The following is an 18,920-nucleotide window of genomic DNA, read 5'->3' on the forward strand; positions in this document are numbered from 1 at the left end:
GTGATGAAATTCACCCGTAGAGACTTCTTGCCCCTGCTGACCGGTGCGGTGATCGCCCCGACCTTGACCTTCGGCGGGTTCATACCCAAGCCCGCTCAAGCCAACCCGGCCACCGCCCCCCTGACACCCAAAGAGGCCCGTGCCATTGCCCGGGAAGTGTTCCTCTGGGGCATGCACCCGGTGGCGCTTTATCACCTGCGCTACATCCACGCGCAAAATCCGAAAAGCCCGCGTTTCGTGGGCCTGAACCGCTTCAAATGGTCACGCCAGCCCGCCAAGGCCCTGCCGCGTTTTGCGACCACACCCAATGCCACGACGCTGTACGGTCTGGCGATGCTAGACCTCAGCCAGGAACCCGTCGTGTTGACAATGTCCAAGGCCGACGAGCGCTATTGGAGCGTGCAAATGGCTGACAACTATTCGCGCTGGTGGCACATGATCGGCAGTCAGTTCAATGCGCCTGGCCCGGTGCGCCGCCTGTTCGTCGGGCCGAACTGGAGCGGCACTCTCCCCGCCGAATTCGTTGGTGAAGAGGTCGTGCAGTCGCCCTCCGATTTCGCCGTGGCCCTCGGCCGCCTCGCCCTGACGGACGACACCCCGGAAGAACTCAAGGCGATCAATGCCTTCATGGACCGCATCACGTTGATGCCGCTGAGCCAGTGGCTGGCCACAGGCAAAAAAGATGTGCGAGCCGAAGACGTGGTGCCGGGCAAGGCCGAATATCCGACGTATAGCGGCATGGAAAATGTGCGCGAGCCGAGTCGCCTGCGGGGCACGGAGTTTCTGCAATGGGTCAGCCTGATCCTCAACGATCCGAGCTTCACCAAGCAGGCCGACGGGCATAAGGAACTGCAAGCGTTCGCTCGCTTTGAACGGCTTGGTCTCAAGGCCGGGCAATCTTTCGATCCGACCAGTCTCTCCCCTGCGTTGCAAACCGCCGTGGCCGAGGGTATCGAGGACGGCGTCACCGCGCTAAAGGCACAATTGGCCAAGGGTACGGGCAAACCAATGAATGGCTGGTCGCTGGCCACAGACATCGGTTACCACGATACCGACTGGATGCGCCGCGCACTGGCCGGTTATATCGCCGTGCTTGGCCCGGTGCCCGTTCGCTCACACACCGCCGCGCGCATGTACAACGATGCAGCGGGGCAACCGCTCAATGGGAAGAACCGCTACACCATCACCTTCGACCTCAAAGACATGCCACCGGTGACGGAGTTCTGGGAGTTGCCGCTGTACGACCAGGAAGGGTTTTTCGTCGACAATCCAATCGATCGTTACTCGCTCAACAGCTACATGCTGCAACGCGGCAAGTTGCACACGGTCGACGGCAAATTGGTGATCTACGTCCAGGCTGACGAACCCGGTGACCCCGATCAACAGCGCAACTGGCTGCCCGCCCCACGGGATGCCTTCCAGTTCACCGCACGTTTTTATGGGCCTCGTGGGCCACTGATCGATGGCAGCTATGCGATGCCTGGAATCGTCAAGGTCGGCTGACAGAAAAACGCCCGGGCCAGCATTCCTGGCCCGGGCGTAACATCAACTGTAGGAGCGAGCTTGCTCGCGATGGCGGTGTATCAGTCAACCTAGATGTTGGATCAGATTGCCTCATCGTCAGATCGCCTCCCCGACCAAGCTCACTCGCACAGTGTCCGCGTGTACCGAATCAATATTCCAAAATCAAGGTTGAGTACCCCAGAAAGGTTTGCGCAATTCAGTCTTCAACACCTTACCGACACCGGATAGCGGTAGCTCGGAGCGAAACTCGACGCTGCGTGGGCATTTATAGCCGGCGATGCGTTCACGGCAGTGGACGAGAATGTCATCGAAGCCTGTATCGGCATCAGGTTTGAGGACGATGACGGCATGCACGGCCTCCCCCCATTTTTCGCTGGGAATGCCGATCACCGCGCACTGCGCCACTGCCTGATGGCTGGCGATGGCTGTCTCGACTTCGGCGCTGTAGATGTTTTCGCCACCGCTGATGATCATGTCCTTGAGCCGGTCGCAAATATGGATAAAGCCATCGGCGTCCATGTAGCCGCCATCACCGGTGTGCATCCAGCCGTTTTTCAGGGCGGCCTCGGTGGCTTGCGGCTTTTTCCAATAACCGAGCATTACATTGGGCCCGCGCACGATCACCTCGCCGACGCAGCCACGGGGCACTTCGCAATCGTTTTCATCGACGATGCGCACCTCGGTGCAGACCGATGCCTGTCCGGCGGAATACATCTTGCCGCTGGCCTGGTGTTCGACGCTGTGAAATTCGCCACTCAAGGTGCTGGCCATCGGTGACAGCTCGGTCATGCCATACCCCTGGAAAAACTGCGCCCGAGGGAAAGCCTTGCACGCCCGGTCCAGCAATGCGGGGGTGATGGTCGACGCGCCGTAATACAAGGTGGTCAACGAGCCCAGGTCCAGCGCGGCAGATTGCGGATGATTGTCGCGCCAGTCCAGCAGCATCTGGATCATGGTCGGCGCCAGCAGTACCTGATTGACCCGCTCTTCGGAGATGGTCCGCAACACCATGGCCGGATCGAACGCAGGCAATACCACATGACTGCCACCGCTGATGAACAGCCCGGTCATGGCCCAGATATCGGCCAGGTGAAACATCGGCATCACATGCAAAAACACCGCGTCGGCGCCATAGGAACCCATCGCCACGGTAGCCATCGAGGAGCTGGCCACGTTGTTGTGGCTGAGCATGACGCCTTTGGGGAATCCGGTGGTTCCGCCGGTATAAAAAATCCCCAGCAACGCATTACCACGCCGACGCGCATCCTCCACCGGTGGATTTTCAGCGATCAGCGTTTCGTAATCGAGCATGAGGGGCGGTGTTTCGTCGATACCGACATGAATGACGTGTTCGACCGTCATCGCTTGAACCGCGATCTGTTTACCCTGCTCCATGAACGCGTCATCAACGATCAACACCGAGGTTTCAGAGTCGTCCAGTGAATACAGAATTTCACTGAGGCTCCAACGGCTATTGACCGGATTGAGCACCGCGTTCGCCCAAGGTACGGCCAGGAAATATTCGATGTAGCGCACCGAGTTTTGCGCCAGCATTGCCACCCGGTCACCGGGTTTGACCCCGAGTCGTTGCAGCGCCGCGGCCAGTCTTGCGACCCGCTCGCCGAGTTGCACGAAGGTCAGTGCCTGACCTCGGTCACGCACGGCTATCGCGTTGGGTCTCTGCTGGACATGCCGATGCAGCCCTTGAGTGATGTACATGCGATTCCCCTGTTTTTTGTTCTGGACGGGCCGCCGAAGCGACCCTTGCACATCACTTCACCGACGTTTCGCTTTCGGCTGCCACGGGCTTCTTGACTGCGCCAGCCGTCATGCGAGGCATGCCGGTCGGATCCAGCAACATGCCGAAGCGCTGGGTGTTGTGGGCGTGGGTGACCTGATGCAGGGCGAAGGCGGTCTGCATGGCGCTGACCCGGCCTTGTGCGTCCTGGGCGGCGTTGAGCGCTTCCTTGGCCAGCTTGAGTGCAAACGATGGTTTCTGGGCGATGTTGGCGGCCAGGGCGAGGGTGAAATCAGCCAGTTTCTCCGGGGCCACGACATGGTTGACCATGCCCATGCGCCAGGCGTCCTGGGCATTCACCCAACCGGAGGTGAAAAGAAATTCTTTGGCCTGGCGCAGGCCCATTTCCCACGGGTGGGCGAAGAATTCGATGCCGCACACGCCCATCGCCACGGTGTTGTCCATGAACAAGGCGTCTTCACTGGCCACGATCAGGTCGCAAGGCCAGACCAGCATCAGGCCGCCGGCAATGCACTTGCCCTGGACCTGGGCGATGGTCGGCTTGGCAATGTTGCGCCAGCGCTCGGAAAAGCCGATATAGATCTCCTTTTCCCGGGTCATCTGCGACTCGACGGTTGATGTGGCGCAACCGTATCCGCAGAAGGTGCCGATCGTGTCCCACTGGGCCATGGCGTCGGTGGGGTCCACCTCGCTCACGTCGTGGCCGGCAGAGAAATGCTCACCCTTGGCCGCGAGGATGATGACCTTGACTTCGTCATCGCGGTTGGCGCAATCCATCGCGGCATTGAGCTCGTACAACAGATGGGTGTCCTGGGCGTTGCGCTTGTCGACGCGGTCGAGGCTGATGCGGGCGATGTGCGGCGCCGGTTTTTCGTAGGCGATGGTCTTGTATTCAAGAACAAGTGGCTGGCTCATGGTGAATGCTCTCATGAATGATTGTCAGGGTTAAGCAGTTGGGTCGCAGGCGCACCGAACCAGTCGCGGCAGGTACGGGCGAAGTTGCTCAGGTCCTGGAATCCGAGCAGGTAGGCCACTTCCTTGATGCTATGGCGCCCTTCGCTGAAGTAGCGTGTGGCCTTTTGTCGACGCGCCTCGCGCAATAGCGTCTTGAAGCTGGTGCCATCGGCGGCCAGCCGACGCTGCAACGTGCGCACGCTGACGCCCAGGCGCTGCGTCACCGCGTGCTGATCGAAAAGACCGGCATCGAGCTGATGCATCACGGCGTCAGTCATTGACTGCGCGATTGGCATTGACGGTGTCATCACTGATGTCCTTGCGATGCCCGAGGGCAACACGAAGCCCGCCCTCCGAGGAAGGCGAGACAACGGTCGCAATGGGCTGCCTGTCGAGGCTCAGGCGATATGACGCGAGCGGTTTTCCCAGAAGGGTTTGCGCAGTTCGGTCTTCAGCACTTTACCGACGCTGGACAATGGCAAGGTGTCGCGCAGCTCCACACTGCGAGGGACTTTGTAGCTCGCGATGCGCTCGCGACAATGCGAGATGATTTCGTGCTCGCTGATGCACGACTCTGCCCGGCAGACGATGACGGCATGCACCGACTCACCCCACTTGTCACAGGGAATCCCGATCACGGCGCACTGCGCGACCGCCGGATGACTGGCGATGGCGCTCTCGACCTCGGCAGTGAAGATGTTCTCGCCGCCACTGACGATCATGTCCTTGAGGCGGTCGCAGATGTAGATGAACCCGTCCTCATCCATGTAGCCACCGTCGCCGGTGTGCATCCAGCCACCACGTAGCGTTTCGGCGGTCGCTTCGGGTTTGTTCCAGTACCCGAGCATGACGTTCGGACCTCGTGCCACCACCTCACCCACCGTGCCTCGCGGCACCTCGCGGTCTTCACTGTCGACGATGCGCACCTCGACGCAATTGATTGGCAGCCCTGCCGAATACATCTTGCCGCTGCGCTGGTGGGCTTCGCTGTGATGCTCGGGCGCAAGCAGACTGATGCTCGGGGACATTTCGGTCATGCCGTAGCCTTGCTGGAAATCTGCTGCCGGGAAGGCCCGGCGGGCACGATCGAGCAACGCCGGTGAAATCACCGAAGCGCCATAGGTGATTTCCCGCAGTGGACTCAAGTCAAGCGCGGCGACGGCCGGGTCCGCCTCCCGTGCATCCAGCAACATCTGGATCATGGTCGGTGCCAGCAAGGTGTCGCTGGCTTGCTCCCCGCTGATCAATTCCAATGCCTCCCGGGGCTTGAACGCCGGTAACACCACATGGGTGCCGCCACTGATGATCAACGCAACCATTGCCGCCAGGTCAGCCAGGTGGAACATCGGCATGGCATGCAGATACACGGTGTGCGGGCCAAAAAGCGCCTGACCAAGGACGGCCAAGGCAGAAAAACCGATGTTGTTGTGGCTGAGCATCACCCCCTTGGGAAAGCCCGTGGTGCCTCCGGTGTAGAACAGCCCCAACAGTGAATCGCCGCCACGCCGGGCATCTTCCACCGGCGCATGATTGGCGATCAAGGACTCGTAATTGAGCATGCCGGCGGGCGTTTCACCGTCACCGGCATAAATCATCAGGCGCAGGGTTTTCGCTGTGCTGCCGATTTTTTCAGCCAGCGCCAGGAAGGTGTCGTCGACGATCAGTACCGACGTTTGCGAATCGTCCAGCGAGTAGACAATCTCCGCCGCGCTCCAGCGAATGTTCACCGGATTGAGCACGGCATCGGCCCAAGGCACCGCCAGGTAATACTCGATAAAGCGTTGCGAGTTCAGCGAAAGCATCGCCACGCGCTCGTCGCTGGCCACACCCAATGACTTGAGTGCGCCCGCGAGTCGGGCTACCCGATTGCCCAGTTGGGCAAACGTCACACCGCCGCCTTGGTAGCGAATGGCCGTGGCATCGGGGCGCTGCTGCATATGGCGATGCAGCCCTTGAGTCATGTACATCGAAACCTCCCACTCTTGTTTTTATACGGAGTTCAACTGATGTGTTTTGCAGCCAAGACTTGTCAGAGCGAGCGGCCCACCAGCTCGCGCTGAATTTCGTTGGCACCACCGTAGATGCGTGTGACGCGTATTTCTGTCCACATGCGGCCGATCGGGTACTCGTTCATGTAGCCGTAGCCGCCGAAGAACTGCAGGCATTTATCGACCACTTCACCTGCCCTTTCGGTCAGCCAGAATTTGCCCATCGAGGCCTGGCTGGAGTCGAGCTTGCCGTCCACCCATTGCTGGATCAGGCAGTCACAGAAGGCCCGCGCCGCGAGGGTGGTGGCCTTGATGTCTGCCAGGGTGAAGCGAGTGTTCTGGAAATCCAGGACGCGCTGGCCGAACACCTTGCGTTCCTTGGTGTAATCGAGCGTCAGCGCCAGGGCACGCTCCATGGTGGCGGTGGCGTTGATGGCGATCTGCATGCGCTCATAAGGCAGTTGGTTCATCAGGGTGAAGAACCCTTTGCCTTCGACACCGCCGAGCAGGCAGTCGGCCGACACCGTGCAGTCGTCGAAGAACAGTTCCGCGGTGTCCTGGGCCTCCCACCCGAGCTTGTCCAGGGTCTTGCCCCGACGGAAACCCGGCAAACGCGTATCCACCAGGAAGATCGACAGGCCCTTGGCACCGCCGTCCTGGTCGGTCTTGGCCACGACCGCCACCATGTCGCAGATCTGGCCGTTGGTGATGAAGGTCTTGGCACCGTTGATGACGTATTGGTCGCCCTGCTTTACCGCCCGCGTGCGGATGGCTTGCAGGTCGGAACCGGTGCCCGGCTCGGTCATGGCCACCGCGCAGATCACTTCGCCCGAGGCGATTTTCGGCAACCACTGCTGTTTCTGCGCTTCGGTGCCGTCGGCCAGAATATAGTGACCGACGATGTGGCTGATACCCAGCCCCAGCCCGGTTACACCGGCATAGGTCATTTCATTGATCACGGCTGCCAGATGCGCCGGCGTTCCGCCAGAGCCACCGTATTGCACCGGCACATCGGGCAGGATCATGCCCATCTCACCAGCGCTCAGCCAGGAAGCACGGTCAACCTGATGTTGCTCGCGCCATTGCTCTTCCAGTGGTACCAGCGATTGGGTGACAAAGCGGCGAACGCTGTCGGCAAAAGGTACAACGTCATCGTCCAGCCAGGGCGAACGGTAGTTATCCAGCATGGTGAAGGCCTCGAGTGCTTTGGAAGGGACTCCCGGATACCACCAGGGCATCCGGGATGCGACGTCGCTTTAGAGAGTGCCGTGGCCGCCGCCGCAGACCAGGGTCTGGCCGGAAACGTAGTTGGCTTCCGGCAGGCACAGCATCACCACCGAACCTGCGGCTTCGTCCGGGGTGCCCGGACGGCCCAGCGGGATTACCTGGCTGGCGCCGTCGATCATGGCCTTCTGCACGCCGACCTTGATCTCGCGGCCTTCAATGGTGACGGTCTTGCTTTCATCGCCGGCCAGCGCCTGGGTCAGGCGGGTTTCGATAAAGCCGAAGGCCACGGCGTTGACGCACACCTTCATGCGCCCCCATTCCTTGGCCAGGGTCTTGGTCATGCCGAGGATGCCGGCCTTGGCGGCGGAGTAGTTGGACTGCCCGGCATTGCCGCCGGCGGCGATGGAGGAAATGTTGATGACCTTGCGGAACACTTCGCGGCCTTCGGCAGCCTCTTTCTTGGCCTGGGCGCTGATCACCGGTTGAGCGGCGCGCAAGATGCGAAACGGCGCGGTCAGGTGGCAGTCGATGATCGCGTACCACTGCTCATCGGTCATTTTCTGGATGACGTTGTCCCAGGTGTAGCCGGCGTTGTTGATGATGATGTCGATGCCACCGAAGCTTTCAACGGCAGTCTTGACGAAGCGCTCGGCGAAGTCGGGGGTGGTCACGCTGCCCACGCAGGCCACGGCATCGCCACCGGCGTTGCGAATCTCGGCGACCACTTCTTCGGCCGGAGCGGCATCTAGGTCGTTGACCACGATCTTGGCGCCATAACTTGCCAGTTGCAGGGCAACGCTGCGACCAATGCCACGACCGGAACCGGTCACCAGGGCTACTTTGCCTTCAAGCTTTTTCATTGTTCTGTTCTCATTTCTTGTTCGAATGTGGGTGTTCACGGCAGCTTCAGGCCAAAGCCACCACCGCGCTGCCTGCGAGTTTTTCTTCGCCGTACTGGTTGCTGCAGGTGATGTCGATGCGCACACATTGCTCGCCATCGACTTCGAACTTCTCGGCGATGGTGCCGCTGCAGGTCGGGACGTGAGCCAGTTGGGTGATGCCGGTGAAACGCATGGACAACGAACGGATCTGCCGCTGTGGCACCCAGTTGGTCAGCAAGCGGCCCAGATAGGCCGCCGACAACATGCCGTGGGCAAACACATCGGGCATGCGCGCCTTACGGGCAAAGTCGATGTCGACATGGATCGGGTTGTGGTCACCCGAAGCACCACAGTAAAGGGCCAGGGTTGTGCGGTTGATCGCAGGCAGTTGCAGCAACGGAATCTGGTCACCGACCCGGATATCGCTGTATTGAGTGCCGCACTTCAGAAATTTGCTCATCGACTGCTCCTCAACGCTGAACCAGCGTGCCGCGGATATCGGCAACATGTTCGCCGTGCTGATTGGTCACACGGGTTTCGTTGACCACGAACTGCAACGCGCCGCCCTTCTTCTCGTAAACGTCGGCAACGCGGCTGTCGAAAGTCAGGACATCGCCGGCCACCGCAGGCTTGTGGTAAACGAACGATTGCTCGGCGTGCAGGATGCGACCCAGATCGAAGCCGTAGACGTTCAACTGCTCAACCAGGTCCCGGCCCTCGCCCTGCAGGCAAAAAAGGAACGTCGCAGGCACCGGTAGCGACGGATAGCCGGCGGCCTTGGCGGCAACTTCGTCGGTGTAGATCGGGTCGGTTTCACCGATGGCCTTGGCGAAAAACCGCAAGCGACCCTTTTCCACTTCTACCTGGGTGACGCCCATGGAGCGCCCGATCAGACTCTTGTCTGCCATTTCACTTGTCTCCTCTGCGGTTGTTTAAATCCCGCATTGCTGCTCAAACCCCTGTAGGAGCGAGCCTGCTCGCGATGGTTGTCAACGATGACACTGGCGTTCTGAATGAACGCGGCGCTTTCAAGTCCATCGCGAGCGAGCTCGCTCCTACAGGGATCAGCATTACGGCCAGGACTCAGGCGCGACCGTAAAGGGTCACGACACAAGCACCGCCCAGGCCGAGGTTGTGTTGCAAGGCCAGGTTCACGCCTTCAACCTGACGCGCCTCGGCGCTGCCGCGCAGCTGATGGGTCAGCTCGTAGCATTGGGCCAGGCCGGTGGCGCCCAGTGGGTGGCCCTTGGAGAGCAAACCACCCGACGGGTTCGTGACCACCTGGCCGCCGTAGGTGTTGTCGCCATCGAGCACGAAGCGCTCGGCGCCGCCCACCGGACACAGGCCGAGGGATTCGTAGGTCAGCAATTCGTTGTGCGCGAAGCAGTCGTGCATTTCGGCGACACGGATGTCCTGCGGGCCGACGCCGGCCTTCTCATACACTTCACCGGCCGCGCGCTGGGCCATGTCGAAACCGACCATCTGGATCATCGATGGCGGCTCGTAGGCAATCGGCGCGTCGGTGGTCATCGACTGGGCGAGGATCACCACGTCGGTGCGCAGGCCGTGCTTTTTGGCGAAGGCTTCGCTGCAAATGATCGCCGCCGCAGCGCCGCAAGTCGGTGGGCAGGCCATCAGGCGGGTCATCACGCCCGGCCAAACCACTTGGTCGTTCATCACGTCTTCAGTGGTGACGATCTTGCGGAACAGCGCCAATGGGTTGTTGGCAGCGTGGCGGCTGGCCTTGGCGCGGATCGCGGCAAAGGTGCTCATCTGCGTTCCGTACTTGTGCATGTGCTCACGGCCGGCGCCGCCAAACATACGCAGCGCCATGGGCACACCTTCGGCATCCGCGGTCAGCAGGTTCGCCACTTCGGAGCATTTGCCCATCGCCATCGGGCGGTCTTCCCACTGGTTTTTCAGGGCACCGGGCTGCATCTGTTCAAAGCCCAGGGCCAACGCGCATTCGACCGCCCCGCTTTCCACGGCCTGACGCGCCAGGAACAAGGCGCTGGAGCCGGTGGAGCAGTTGTTGTTGACGTTGACCACCGGAACACCGCTCAGGCCGACCTCATACAGTGCCGACTGGCCCGCAGTGGAGTCTCCGTAGACGTAGCCGACATAGGCCTGCTGCACCAGGCGATAGTCCAGGCCCGCATCCTTGAGCGCCCGGCGCGTGGCTTCGGCGCCCATTTCAATGTAGGAACCGCTGGCTCCCGGCTTGAGGAATGGGATCATGCCGACACCGGCGACGTAAGGTTTGTGCGACATACATACTCCTTGGAATTTCTTTGTTGTTTTTGTTGATCGGCGGTCCCGAGCAAACCACCCTCTTATCCTTGCGCAGCCGCTCCGGGCTGTACCCGCTCGGACGGGGGGAGCTCGGGTGGGGTGGGATGCGGCAGCGCTGGTGGTTCAGTGCGCACTCAAACAATCGCGCCAACGCTGCGCAGCTCATCGATCTGCGCAGCGCTGAGCCCCAATTGTTCGAGGATCTCCAGGGTGTTTTCTCCGTTTCTCACCAGGCCGCCCGCCTGCGCCGGTGTACGGCTCAGGCGTGGCGCCGGGGCCGGATGCAGCACGCCGGCGGTTTCCATGAACAGGCCGCGCCCCTGGTTGTGCGGATGGGTGGGTGCTTCACTGAAGTCCAGCACCGGGGCGAAGCAGGCATCGGTGCCTTCGAGCAGCTGGGTCCAGGTATCGCGGGTACGGGTCAGGAACAGGGCCTCAAGCTTCTCTCGCAGAAGCGGCCACGCTTGCTGCTGCCACTGTTGCTTGAAGTCCGGATCGTCGATTTCGCACAGCTCGAGCAGGAGCTGATAGAACTGCGGCTCGATGGCGCCAATCGACACGAATTTGCCGTCGGCGCAGCTGTAGCAACCGTAGAAAGGCGCGCCGCCGTCGAGCATGTTGCTCTGGCGCTGGTCGCCCCATTGGCCCTGATGACGCAGGTCGTAGTACATGCTGCCCAGCAGCGTGGTGCCGTCGCAGATGGCGGCGTCAACCACTTGTCCGAGGCCGGACTTTTGCGCCTCGAACAGCGCAGCGAGTATGCCGGTCAGCAGAAACATCGCGCCGCCGCCCATGTCACCCACCAGATGCAATGGCGGGGTCGGCGGACGGTCGGCATGACCCATGGCGTTGAGTACGCCGGACAGTGCGATGTAATTCAGGTCATGCCCCGCCGCAGGAGCCAGCGGCCCGCTCTGGCCCCAACCGGTCATGCGTCCATAGATCAATTTGGGATTGCGCTCAAGGCAGACTTCCGGTCCAAGGCCCAGGCGTTCCATGACGCCGGGACGGAAGCCCTCGATCAGCACATCGGCGCCGTCGATCAGTTTGAGCAGCACTTCATCGGCGCCGGGTTTACGCGGGTCGATAGCAATACTGCGCCGTCCGCGTCCAAGCAGGCTGCCATCGGCATTGAGAAAACCGGCCACCTGACGGTCGACACGAATAACCTGCGCGCCCATGTCCGCCAGCATCATGGCGGCGAACGGCGCAGGGCCGATCGCATTCATTTCAACTACTTTCACACCTGCCAAAGGTCCGGGCATTGTCGGGTTCTCTGCTCTTGTCATGAGGGGACAGGCGAGTGTGGCCAGTCCATTAGGGTCGGTGAGGTCGACTGGAAATACGGGCAGCACGCGGGTAGCATCACGACGTCGATCTGCTGCGCGTCTGCTCGTCAGCCGGCACTGATTCAGCACACTAGACGTACGGTGTGATGGCGTACCCACTCCACTTGGGGGAACCGTCCCACCCCACCCGTCCATAACAAGAACAGCTGTAGTCTGGATTCCCATGCCTGCCACCCGCCCCTTGATCACCACCCGTTTTTCACCGCCGCGCATCAGCAGCCATGCGGTGTTGCGCATGCCGCTGCTGTCGCGCTTGCTGGCGGCGCGCAATTGCCGCCTCACGCTGATCAACGGCAGCGCCGGATTCGGCAAGACCACGTTGCTGGCGCAGTGGCGTCAGAGCCTGCTCAAGGAAGGCAGTGGCGTGGTGTGGTTGTCTCTGTCCCAGGAGGACGCGACGCTGGAATCGTTCTGCGCCAACCTGATCGGCGCGCTGCAACAGGCCGGCCTGCCGCTGGATGACGACCTGCTGTTGCTGGTCAAGGGGGATGCACAGAACGGCTCGCTGGCCCTGGCGTCGGTGATGATCAACACGCTGGCGCGGGTCGATACGGCGCTGTACCTGATGATCGATGATTTTCAGTTCGCCACGGACCCCGCCATTTCAATGCTCATGCAGACCATGGTCGACAGTGCGCCGACGCAACTGCATGTGGTGCTTGCGTCGCGGGTGTTTCCCGACTTGAAACTGGGCAGGCTGCGGGCCATGGCCGAGCTGTGCGAAATCAGCAGCACCGACCTGGGCTTCAGCTTCGACGAATCGCTGGCATTCCTGAAGGCCTATCTGGACGACGACGTCGACATCGATCTGGCCCACAGCATTCATGCCTCGACCGACGGCTGGCCCATCGGCCTGCAAATGATGTCGATCTCGCTCAAGGCCAACCCGCGTAAAGGCCTCAATAGCGAACGACTGCTGTCGAGCAAGGCCGGCCTGGTGGATTACCTGGTCGAAGACGTGATCAGCGATCTGCCGGCAGCGACGCTCACCTTCCTGGAACAGGTTTCGATCCTGCGCCGCTTCAACGAGAAGGTGGCCGCCGAAGTCAGCCAGAGTTGCGACGCACCAGCGCTGATTGCCAATATCGAGGCGCGCAACCTATTCATCGTGCCCATGGACATGGAGTGCCGGAACCCGTGGTATCGCCTGCATCCGTTGTTCGCCGAGTTTCTGCAGCAGCGCCTGAGCGCCTCGGGCGCTGATCTGCAAGCGCTGCATCTGCGCGCTTCGGCGTGGTTCGAGCAGGCCGGCGTTGTCAACGAAGCCGTGCATCACGCGGTGCAGAGCGAGAATTTCGAAGCCTTGGTGGCGCTGCTTGAACGCAGCCAGCCCGACCAGCACAACATCAGTTATCTCGGTCAGTTTGTGCGCTGGCTCGACTGCGTGCCGCTCGAGCGCTTGGTGCAACATCCCGGTGTGTTGCTGCAAGGCGCCTGGGGTTGTGTGCTGACGATGATGACCGGCAAGGCGAAGGCCTGGATCGATGCGCTGGAACAGAGTCCCCACGACGAAGCCCAGTTGAGCCCGCACATCGCGTTGGTCAGGGCGTCGATCGCCACGCAGCAGGACAACCTACCCCTGTGCCAACAACTGCTGGAAGGCATCCGCGGGCATCGCTTCAATCATCCATTCAATGAGCAGATGCGTGCGTGCCTGCACGTCCACTGCCTCAATCAAACCGGTCAGCAGCAAGCGGCCTGGGATTACATCAACGCACCCCAGGCCCGGGCCATACGCATCAGTCATGACGAAGTGGCGCTGCTGGCCATCGTCACCGCCGCCCATGGCGCCATGCTCAGCGGGAATGTGCGTGAAGCATCGCGCAATATCGTCGACGTACTGCTCGTGGCCGAGCGCGCCCATGGCCATCGCTCCATCAGCGCCACTTGCTGTGGCGTAGGAGCCGCCGAGACGCATTACGAAATGGACCGTATCGACGATGCGCGACAGGTGTTGGGCAATCGCCTCAATCTGCTGCACCTGTCGCCACCGGATATCACTATCAGCGCGATGATCAGCAATGCGCGTCTCAATTGCCTGCAGGAGTCTTCGGCGGCCGCATTGGCCTACCTGGCCAGCAAGGCGATCGGGCTACGCGCACAAGGTTTCGACCGCGCCGTGGCGTACAACCTGGCCGAGCAGATCCGTATCCTGTTGGGCAGTGGCGACTGGCGCCAATGCGAAAGCCAGCGCGCGGCACTGGAAGCGCTGGCCCATCGTCATGATGGCGACAGTCCGGCCGCCCACCAGATCGCCGCCCTCGCCGCCTTGTCGCGAGCCCGCACCTCGCTGGCCCGGCAAGAGCCGGAACGGGCACTGGTGGCCCTCGACAGCCTGGAGCAACTGGCGACGCGTTACGCTCGCGGAATATGGAAAGTGCAGTCGCAATTGCTGCGCGCCGTAGCGCTCAATGATCTGGGGCAAACGGGAGAGGCCCGGATATTGTTGCGTCAGGTCGTGGCCGAAAGCCTGCGTCTTGGCCTGGTGCGTACCTTGCTGGACGAAGGCGCGCCACTGATCTCGCTGCTGGCTGAGCTGGAGTGCGAGGATGATCCGGTCTTGGAGAGCTATCGCAGTCGCCTGATCGCAGCGCCGCTGAACTTCAGCGTTGCGCCTTCGATGTCGGCGCGGGCCGCGACGGAAAGCGGCGTCAGCGAGTCTGCGCTATTCACCAAGCGCGAGATGGAAATCATCAGTCTGCTTGAGCAAGCCATGTCCAACAAACGCATGGCCCAGACCCTGAACCTGAGTCAGGAAACCATCAAGTGGAACCTCAAGAACATCTACGCCAAGCTTGGAGTGTCCGGGCGGTACGAAGCGCTGATCGCTGCCCGGCAACGCATCTCCCCAAACGAGTAGTGCCCCTGCAGGGAGCGAGCCTGTTCGCGATGGCGGCTTAACATTCAACAGATAAGTTGACGGTCAGGTTGCTATCGCGAGCAGGCTCGCTCCTACAGGGGTGCGGTGCTCAATCGGTGTTTCGATTGTTACCGAATACCGGCGCTACGCAGTGCTGCCGGGGTGTAATCGGCGAGATTCGCCGCGTTACCGTAAATGCTGCCGTGCCGGGATTCGTTCATCAAGGCATTGACCAGGTAGCGCCCGGCAATCAGGTCGTACAACGCCTGGGCCGCATAAGTACTGACGCCGTTGGCATAATCGTTATAGGCCATGCCTTCGGCCACCCGCCACAGCTGCCCGCGGCCATCGTAATGGTCGATCAGTGCCGCCTGCCAGGTGTCTTCATCGATGTACATATGGCGTTTTGCATAAATGTTGCGCATGCCAGGTTTCAGGGTTGCCTCGACTTCCCAGACACGGTGCAATTCATAGCGCGTCAGGTCCTGATTGATATGGCCAGGCTTGAGGATATCGGCGTATTTGAGCGATGGTGAAGCCAACCGGTAGTTGTTGTAGGGAATGTACATTTCCTTCTTGCCGATCAGTTTCCAGTCGTAGCGGTCGGGCGAACCATTGAACAGGTCGCCGTTATCCGTGGTGCGCATGCCGTCCGACGCGGTGCCCGGTCCGTCATAAGCGACCTGCGGGGCCCGACGAACCCGTCGTTGACCGGCGCTGTAGACCCACGCCAGGCGCGGTTCTTTCACCTGGTCGATGGTCTCGTGAATCAACGTCACGCTACCGGCCAGTCGCGGTGGTGCCGTCACTTCCTGCTTGTAGTAGAACAGGATGTTAGTTGCGTCAGCTTGGGCATCGGCAGGCATGAACTGCGGATACGCGATTTCATCGTTCAATTGAACAATGGTGAACGAACCATTGACCTGCGGCACCGCCTGCACAGTTTCGCGTTTCTGGTTCAAACCACGGTAGCGCGTCAAATGGTTCCATAATACTTCGACGCCACTCTTGGGGATCGGAAACGCGTAATAACGCGAGTCGGCGAAGTTCAGCAAGCCATTGCCGCCATCGGCTGGCTGCGTATTGAGCGCACTTTTCTTCGCGGCATCATAGACATTCTGCGGGTTAGCCGCAGTGCGATGGCTTGCGAATACCGGTATCTTGTAGGTATCGGGATAGCGTTTGAACATGGCCACCTGCCCCTCGCTCAGTCGGGCCTTGTACTGCCCGACGTTGGCAGCGGTAATGGTGAACAGGGGTTTCTCGCCGGCAAACGGGTCGCCGACGAACAGGTTCGTCACCGGCGCCGCATCCTGCTTGAGCCCACCAGTCCAGGCTGGAATGCTGCCTTCGGCATTACCTTCTTTCTGGGCGCCGAGCGGGGTCAGGCTGGTGCCTAGCTTGGCTGCTTCCTCCGGAGTAACGGCGGCCATTGCCTGACCGACGATCAGGGCCAATGACAACGCCCATGTTTGCATCATTGTTTTTGTTTTCATGCTGAGGTTCTCTCGCCTGTCTTCGTTTAGAAGTTCGCGCCAAAGCTGAGCGCGACGAAGTCACGATCACCGTTGGTATTAAAATGACCACCGAAGAAATCGGTGTAACTGAGGCTTGCGGTGTAAGTGCTGGCATAGTCGGCATCCAGGCCGACGCTGACGGCCTTGAGGCCTTCCTCGAAGTTGGGTCCATTGCCATTTACGTCATGGGACCAGGCCAGGTTCGGCGCCAGGTTGATACCGGCGAATACGTTCGGATAATCCAAACGCGCACGGGCACGGTAGCCCCACGAATCGGTGTCGTAGAAGCCCTTGTCATTACACTCCTGTTGCGGGTTGGTCGGCGTGGTTACGCCTGCCGGTTGCCCTGGAACCTGCGACACCGAACCCCGACAAGCCGCCAACCCGGCAGCACCAGGCAGGATGCCGCTGCCGAAGATGCCGCTGCGGCCAAAGCGCAGATCGGTACCGTCGGTCTCGCCCAGACCGTTGATTCGGTTGTACCCGACCTCACCCACCAGGGTCAGACGGCTTGCACCAAAGACCTGATCGAAGAATTGGGTAGCGGTCATCTGCGTCTGCAACACTGGCATGCGCTTGTAGCCATTGATCACGCCTCCGGGCGTGCTCGTGGCGAAACCTGTGGAAACCAGTGGTGACGTGGCAGTACCAAGACTGCCGTTGATCAAGTCCTGGCTGTTGAGTTGCAGCGGCATGTTCGGACGATAACTGACCTCACCGCCCAGGGAAGTACCGCCCAGGTTGGTCTGGAAGCTCAAGCCGTACAGGCGGATGTCTTCCGGGTAATCCACGAAGTAGCGTGAATTGCGTATGACGTTCAGTGAGCTGGCCGGCGTACCCGGCCCCGTTGTGCGAACCGCGCTGAGCAATGGGTTGCGACTGTGGTAGTTCATGAAATAGGCAGCGACTTCGGTGTCATTCATTTCCGGAACGAACCAGCGCAATGCCACGCCGAACTGACCGCTATCACTCGGCTCATTGTCTTTGACTCGCGGAATGTAGACGTCGTCGACACCGCCACCCTGAGCCGCTGAGCCACCGACTGCCGCTGCGCCACCGGTATTTCTGGCCACGCCTGGCGCCAAGTCCAGACCGGAAACCACCAGTCGGTCATTGCACCCCTTGGCCACCGCATCAGAGCCGAAGAAGGTGCCGCAGTTATCGACGACGGTGCTTTCCCATTCCAATTGATAGAAGGCCTCCGCGCTCAAGTTCTCGGTGAAATTCTGCGACAGGTAGAACATGTTGACCGGGATCAGCCCTTCCTTGACCTCGGCGCCCGGGCGGCGCAATGCCGCGGCGTCCGTCGGGTTGATCGAGTTGATACCGTTACCGATGAAGGTACTTTCGCCCCAGCTCACCACCTGTTTGCCCAGGCGCACATTGCCCGGCAAATTGCCGATGGTGTAGTTGTGATAGACAAAAGCATCGAGGAATTCCGCGCCGGACGCCTTGGCCAGATCATTGCGGCCACTGTCGTCAATGTCATAGAACAGGCGATGTTCATCCTTGAGTTCGAAGTCGTACCAGTACTTGCCACGCACGAACACGCCGCTTTCGCCGTATTTGAGTTCCAGGTCATGCACGCCCTTGAAGATCTTCGAGAAGGTCTCGCCTTTCTTGAAGTTCAAGCGATTGTCATCGGACACCCGGGTCGACGCCTCGCCACGCTTGCCCTGAGAATTGAAGTTGGAAATGAAATCCGGATCCGGCCCACGCACGGCCCAACTGGCGCCCACCGACAACGACGAATCGAATTGCCCCTGTACCTCCCCGATATTGAAATTTACAGCGGTTGCTTGGGCACTGAAGCCGGAAGCGACAGCGATGGCCAACAGGTGTGGCCGAAAGCCTCTGTGCATTGTTGTTTTTATCATGCAGCACTCCGATTACGGATGAGGAAAAACGAGCGTCAATCGCTCAGACGAGTCAATAGCGCACCAATTGCTTCAAGCCCTGGGAGGCACTCGTAGGTTTCGGGAGCGGTGATTGCTCGGTGACTTTTTGTGTTTTTTTCAGTTACCGCGACGCGATGCTATGAGTCAGATCGCGTAATACGGCCCCTCAAAGGAGGGGAAAACGGGGGGGAGTGGGGGGGTGTTGGTGGGGTAATCGAATAGATCACCCTCAAGCATCTATAAACTCTGAAGATTTGGGACGAATTGGCGCCTCCAACTCCGCTGGAGACCGGAAAAGTGGACGTTAACCGGGGGGCTCTTTGATGTTTTTGCCTGTTACCCCGGTATAGCGGTAACGCCAAGCTTGTTGACCTCTATGGGTCGGTTTCAGCTGGCCGTAAAAGGCAGAAATCGGCCAAAAACAGCCCCTCAGATGTGCCTATGAAACCAGGACCGATTCAGAAGTCGCCCTGCTGGCGATTCAATATTATGATCGAAAGGCCAGCGAGGCTTGTACGATCGTGGCAGGCCAGGAGTTAGAGCGGTTTGCCTAAGCCTTGAGAGCGCTTGCAAGGTCGCTCTTCACCCTCGCGTTAATATTGAAGAATGTTTATGCGATTAGCGGCGACTCCTGTAGTAGACAATAACTATCGAGGGAGCGAAACATGAAT

14 protein-coding genes are annotated in these 18,920 nt (G+C 60.4%); 2 read left to right on the top strand and 12 right to left on the bottom strand.

Features of this window, described 5'->3' with window-relative positions; all coding sequences use genetic code 11:
- Positions 1 to 3: 3 nt before the first annotated feature.
- Positions 4 to 1,503 carry a DUF1254 domain-containing protein gene (locus AC3ISI_RS19095; protein WP_489333317.1) on the top strand — a complete coding sequence of 500 codons (1,500 nt, stop codon included), beginning with the start codon at positions 4 to 6 and terminating at the stop codon, positions 1,501 to 1,503.
- Between the two features lie 183 nt (positions 1,504 to 1,686).
- Here AC3ISI_RS19095 and AC3ISI_RS19100 read toward each other — a convergent pair whose 3' ends face one another.
- The 10 genes from AC3ISI_RS19100 to AC3ISI_RS19145 all read right to left on the bottom strand — a co-directional run bounded on the left by AC3ISI_RS19100 (position 1,687) and on the right by AC3ISI_RS19145 (position 11,890).
- On the bottom strand, positions 1,687 to 3,243 hold the full coding sequence (locus AC3ISI_RS19100; protein ID WP_489333318.1) for a long-chain-fatty-acid--CoA ligase: 1,557 nt from the start codon (positions 3,241 to 3,243) through the stop codon (positions 1,687 to 1,689).
- 52 nt (positions 3,244 to 3,295) lie between these two features.
- Positions 3,296 to 4,198: an enoyl-CoA hydratase gene (locus tag AC3ISI_RS19105; RefSeq protein WP_489333319.1), complete on the bottom strand. Its 903-nt coding sequence runs from the start codon at positions 4,196 to 4,198 to the stop codon at positions 3,296 to 3,298.
- 11 nt (positions 4,199 to 4,209) lie between these two features.
- Entirely contained in the window at positions 4,210 to 4,545 is a 336-nt protein-coding gene (locus tag AC3ISI_RS19110; protein ID WP_489333320.1) for a helix-turn-helix transcriptional regulator, read from the bottom strand.
- A gap of 90 nt (positions 4,546 to 4,635) precedes the next feature.
- Positions 4,636 to 6,204, bottom strand: a complete 1,569-nt coding sequence (locus tag AC3ISI_RS19115) for a long-chain-fatty-acid--CoA ligase (protein WP_489333321.1) — start codon at positions 6,202 to 6,204, stop codon at positions 4,636 to 4,638.
- A gap of 62 nt (positions 6,205 to 6,266) precedes the next feature.
- Positions 6,267 to 7,412 carry an acyl-CoA dehydrogenase family protein gene (locus tag AC3ISI_RS19120; RefSeq protein ID WP_489333322.1) on the bottom strand — a complete coding sequence of 382 codons (1,146 nt, stop codon included), beginning with the start codon at positions 7,410 to 7,412 and terminating at the stop codon, positions 6,267 to 6,269.
- Positions 7,413 to 7,481: 69 nt separating this feature from the next.
- Entirely contained in the window at positions 7,482 to 8,312 is an 831-nt protein-coding gene (locus tag AC3ISI_RS19125) for an SDR family NAD(P)-dependent oxidoreductase (RefSeq protein WP_007943005.1), read from the bottom strand.
- A gap of 46 nt (positions 8,313 to 8,358) precedes the next feature.
- Positions 8,359 to 8,793, bottom strand: a complete 435-nt coding sequence (locus AC3ISI_RS19130) for a MaoC family dehydratase (protein WP_007943006.1) — start codon at positions 8,791 to 8,793, stop codon at positions 8,359 to 8,361.
- 10 nt (positions 8,794 to 8,803) lie between these two features.
- A complete protein-coding gene (locus AC3ISI_RS19135; protein WP_320396229.1) occupies positions 8,804 to 9,241 on the bottom strand; it encodes a MaoC family dehydratase N-terminal domain-containing protein in 438 nt (145 codons plus the stop codon).
- 175 nt (positions 9,242 to 9,416) lie between these two features.
- On the bottom strand, positions 9,417 to 10,604 hold the full coding sequence (locus AC3ISI_RS19140) for a lipid-transfer protein (protein ID WP_034150883.1): 1,188 nt from the start codon (positions 10,602 to 10,604) through the stop codon (positions 9,417 to 9,419).
- A gap of 155 nt (positions 10,605 to 10,759) precedes the next feature.
- Positions 10,760 to 11,890, bottom strand: a complete 1,131-nt coding sequence (locus AC3ISI_RS19145; protein WP_034150882.1) for a CaiB/BaiF CoA transferase family protein — start codon at positions 11,888 to 11,890, stop codon at positions 10,760 to 10,762.
- 247 nt (positions 11,891 to 12,137) lie between these two features.
- On the opposite strand from AC3ISI_RS19145, the gene AC3ISI_RS19150 reads away from it, so the two are divergent.
- Entirely contained in the window at positions 12,138 to 14,834 is a 2,697-nt protein-coding gene (locus tag AC3ISI_RS19150; protein WP_489333323.1) for a winged helix-turn-helix domain-containing protein, read from the top strand.
- Positions 14,835 to 14,962: 128 nt separating this feature from the next.
- On the opposite strand, the gene AC3ISI_RS19155 is transcribed toward AC3ISI_RS19150, so the two are convergent.
- Both AC3ISI_RS19155 and AC3ISI_RS19160 read right to left on the bottom strand, forming a co-directional pair.
- Positions 14,963 to 16,330, bottom strand: a complete 1,368-nt coding sequence (locus tag AC3ISI_RS19155) for a DUF1329 domain-containing protein (RefSeq protein WP_007943012.1) — start codon at positions 16,328 to 16,330, stop codon at positions 14,963 to 14,965.
- Between the two features lie 26 nt (positions 16,331 to 16,356).
- Complete coding sequence (locus AC3ISI_RS19160) at positions 16,357 to 18,228, bottom strand: DUF1302 domain-containing protein (RefSeq protein WP_489333324.1); 1,872 nt, start codon at positions 18,226 to 18,228, stop codon at positions 16,357 to 16,359.
- Between the last annotated feature and the right edge of the window lie 692 nt (positions 18,229 to 18,920).

The sequence above is a fragment of the Pseudomonas sp. GL_139_B genome, assembly GCF_057834475.1.

Coding starts and splice junctions, on each gene's coding strand:
- AC3ISI_RS19095 (WP_489333317.1), top strand. CDS start 4: ATGAAATTCACCCGTAGAGACTTCTTGCCCCTGCTGACCGGTGCGGTG.
- AC3ISI_RS19100 (WP_489333318.1), bottom strand. CDS start 3,243: ATGTACATCACTCAAGGGCTGCATCGGCATGTCCAGCAGAGACCCAAC.
- AC3ISI_RS19105 (WP_489333319.1), bottom strand. CDS start 4,198: ATGAGCCAGCCACTTGTTCTTGAATACAAGACCATCGCCTACGAAAAA.
- AC3ISI_RS19110 (WP_489333320.1), bottom strand. CDS start 4,545: ATGACACCGTCAATGCCAATCGCGCAGTCAATGACTGACGCCGTGATG.
- AC3ISI_RS19115 (WP_489333321.1), bottom strand. CDS start 6,204: ATGTACATGACTCAAGGGCTGCATCGCCATATGCAGCAGCGCCCCGAT.
- AC3ISI_RS19120 (WP_489333322.1), bottom strand. CDS start 7,412: ATGCTGGATAACTACCGTTCGCCCTGGCTGGACGATGACGTTGTACCT.
- AC3ISI_RS19125 (WP_007943005.1), bottom strand. CDS start 8,312: ATGAAAAAGCTTGAAGGCAAAGTAGCCCTGGTGACCGGTTCCGGTCGT.
- AC3ISI_RS19130 (WP_007943006.1), bottom strand. CDS start 8,793: ATGAGCAAATTTCTGAAGTGCGGCACTCAATACAGCGATATCCGGGTC.
- AC3ISI_RS19135 (WP_320396229.1), bottom strand. CDS start 9,241: ATGGCAGACAAGAGTCTGATCGGGCGCTCCATGGGCGTCACCCAGGTA.
- AC3ISI_RS19140 (WP_034150883.1), bottom strand. CDS start 10,604: ATGTCGCACAAACCTTACGTCGCCGGTGTCGGCATGATCCCATTCCTC.
- AC3ISI_RS19145 (WP_034150882.1), bottom strand. CDS start 11,890: ATGCCCGGACCTTTGGCAGGTGTGAAAGTAGTTGAAATGAATGCGATC.
- AC3ISI_RS19150 (WP_489333323.1), top strand. CDS start 12,138: ATGCCTGCCACCCGCCCCTTGATCACCACCCGTTTTTCACCGCCGCGC.
- AC3ISI_RS19155 (WP_007943012.1), bottom strand. CDS start 16,330: ATGAAAACAAAAACAATGATGCAAACATGGGCGTTGTCATTGGCCCTG.
- AC3ISI_RS19160 (WP_489333324.1), bottom strand. CDS start 18,228: ATGATAAAAACAACAATGCACAGAGGCTTTCGGCCACACCTGTTGGCC.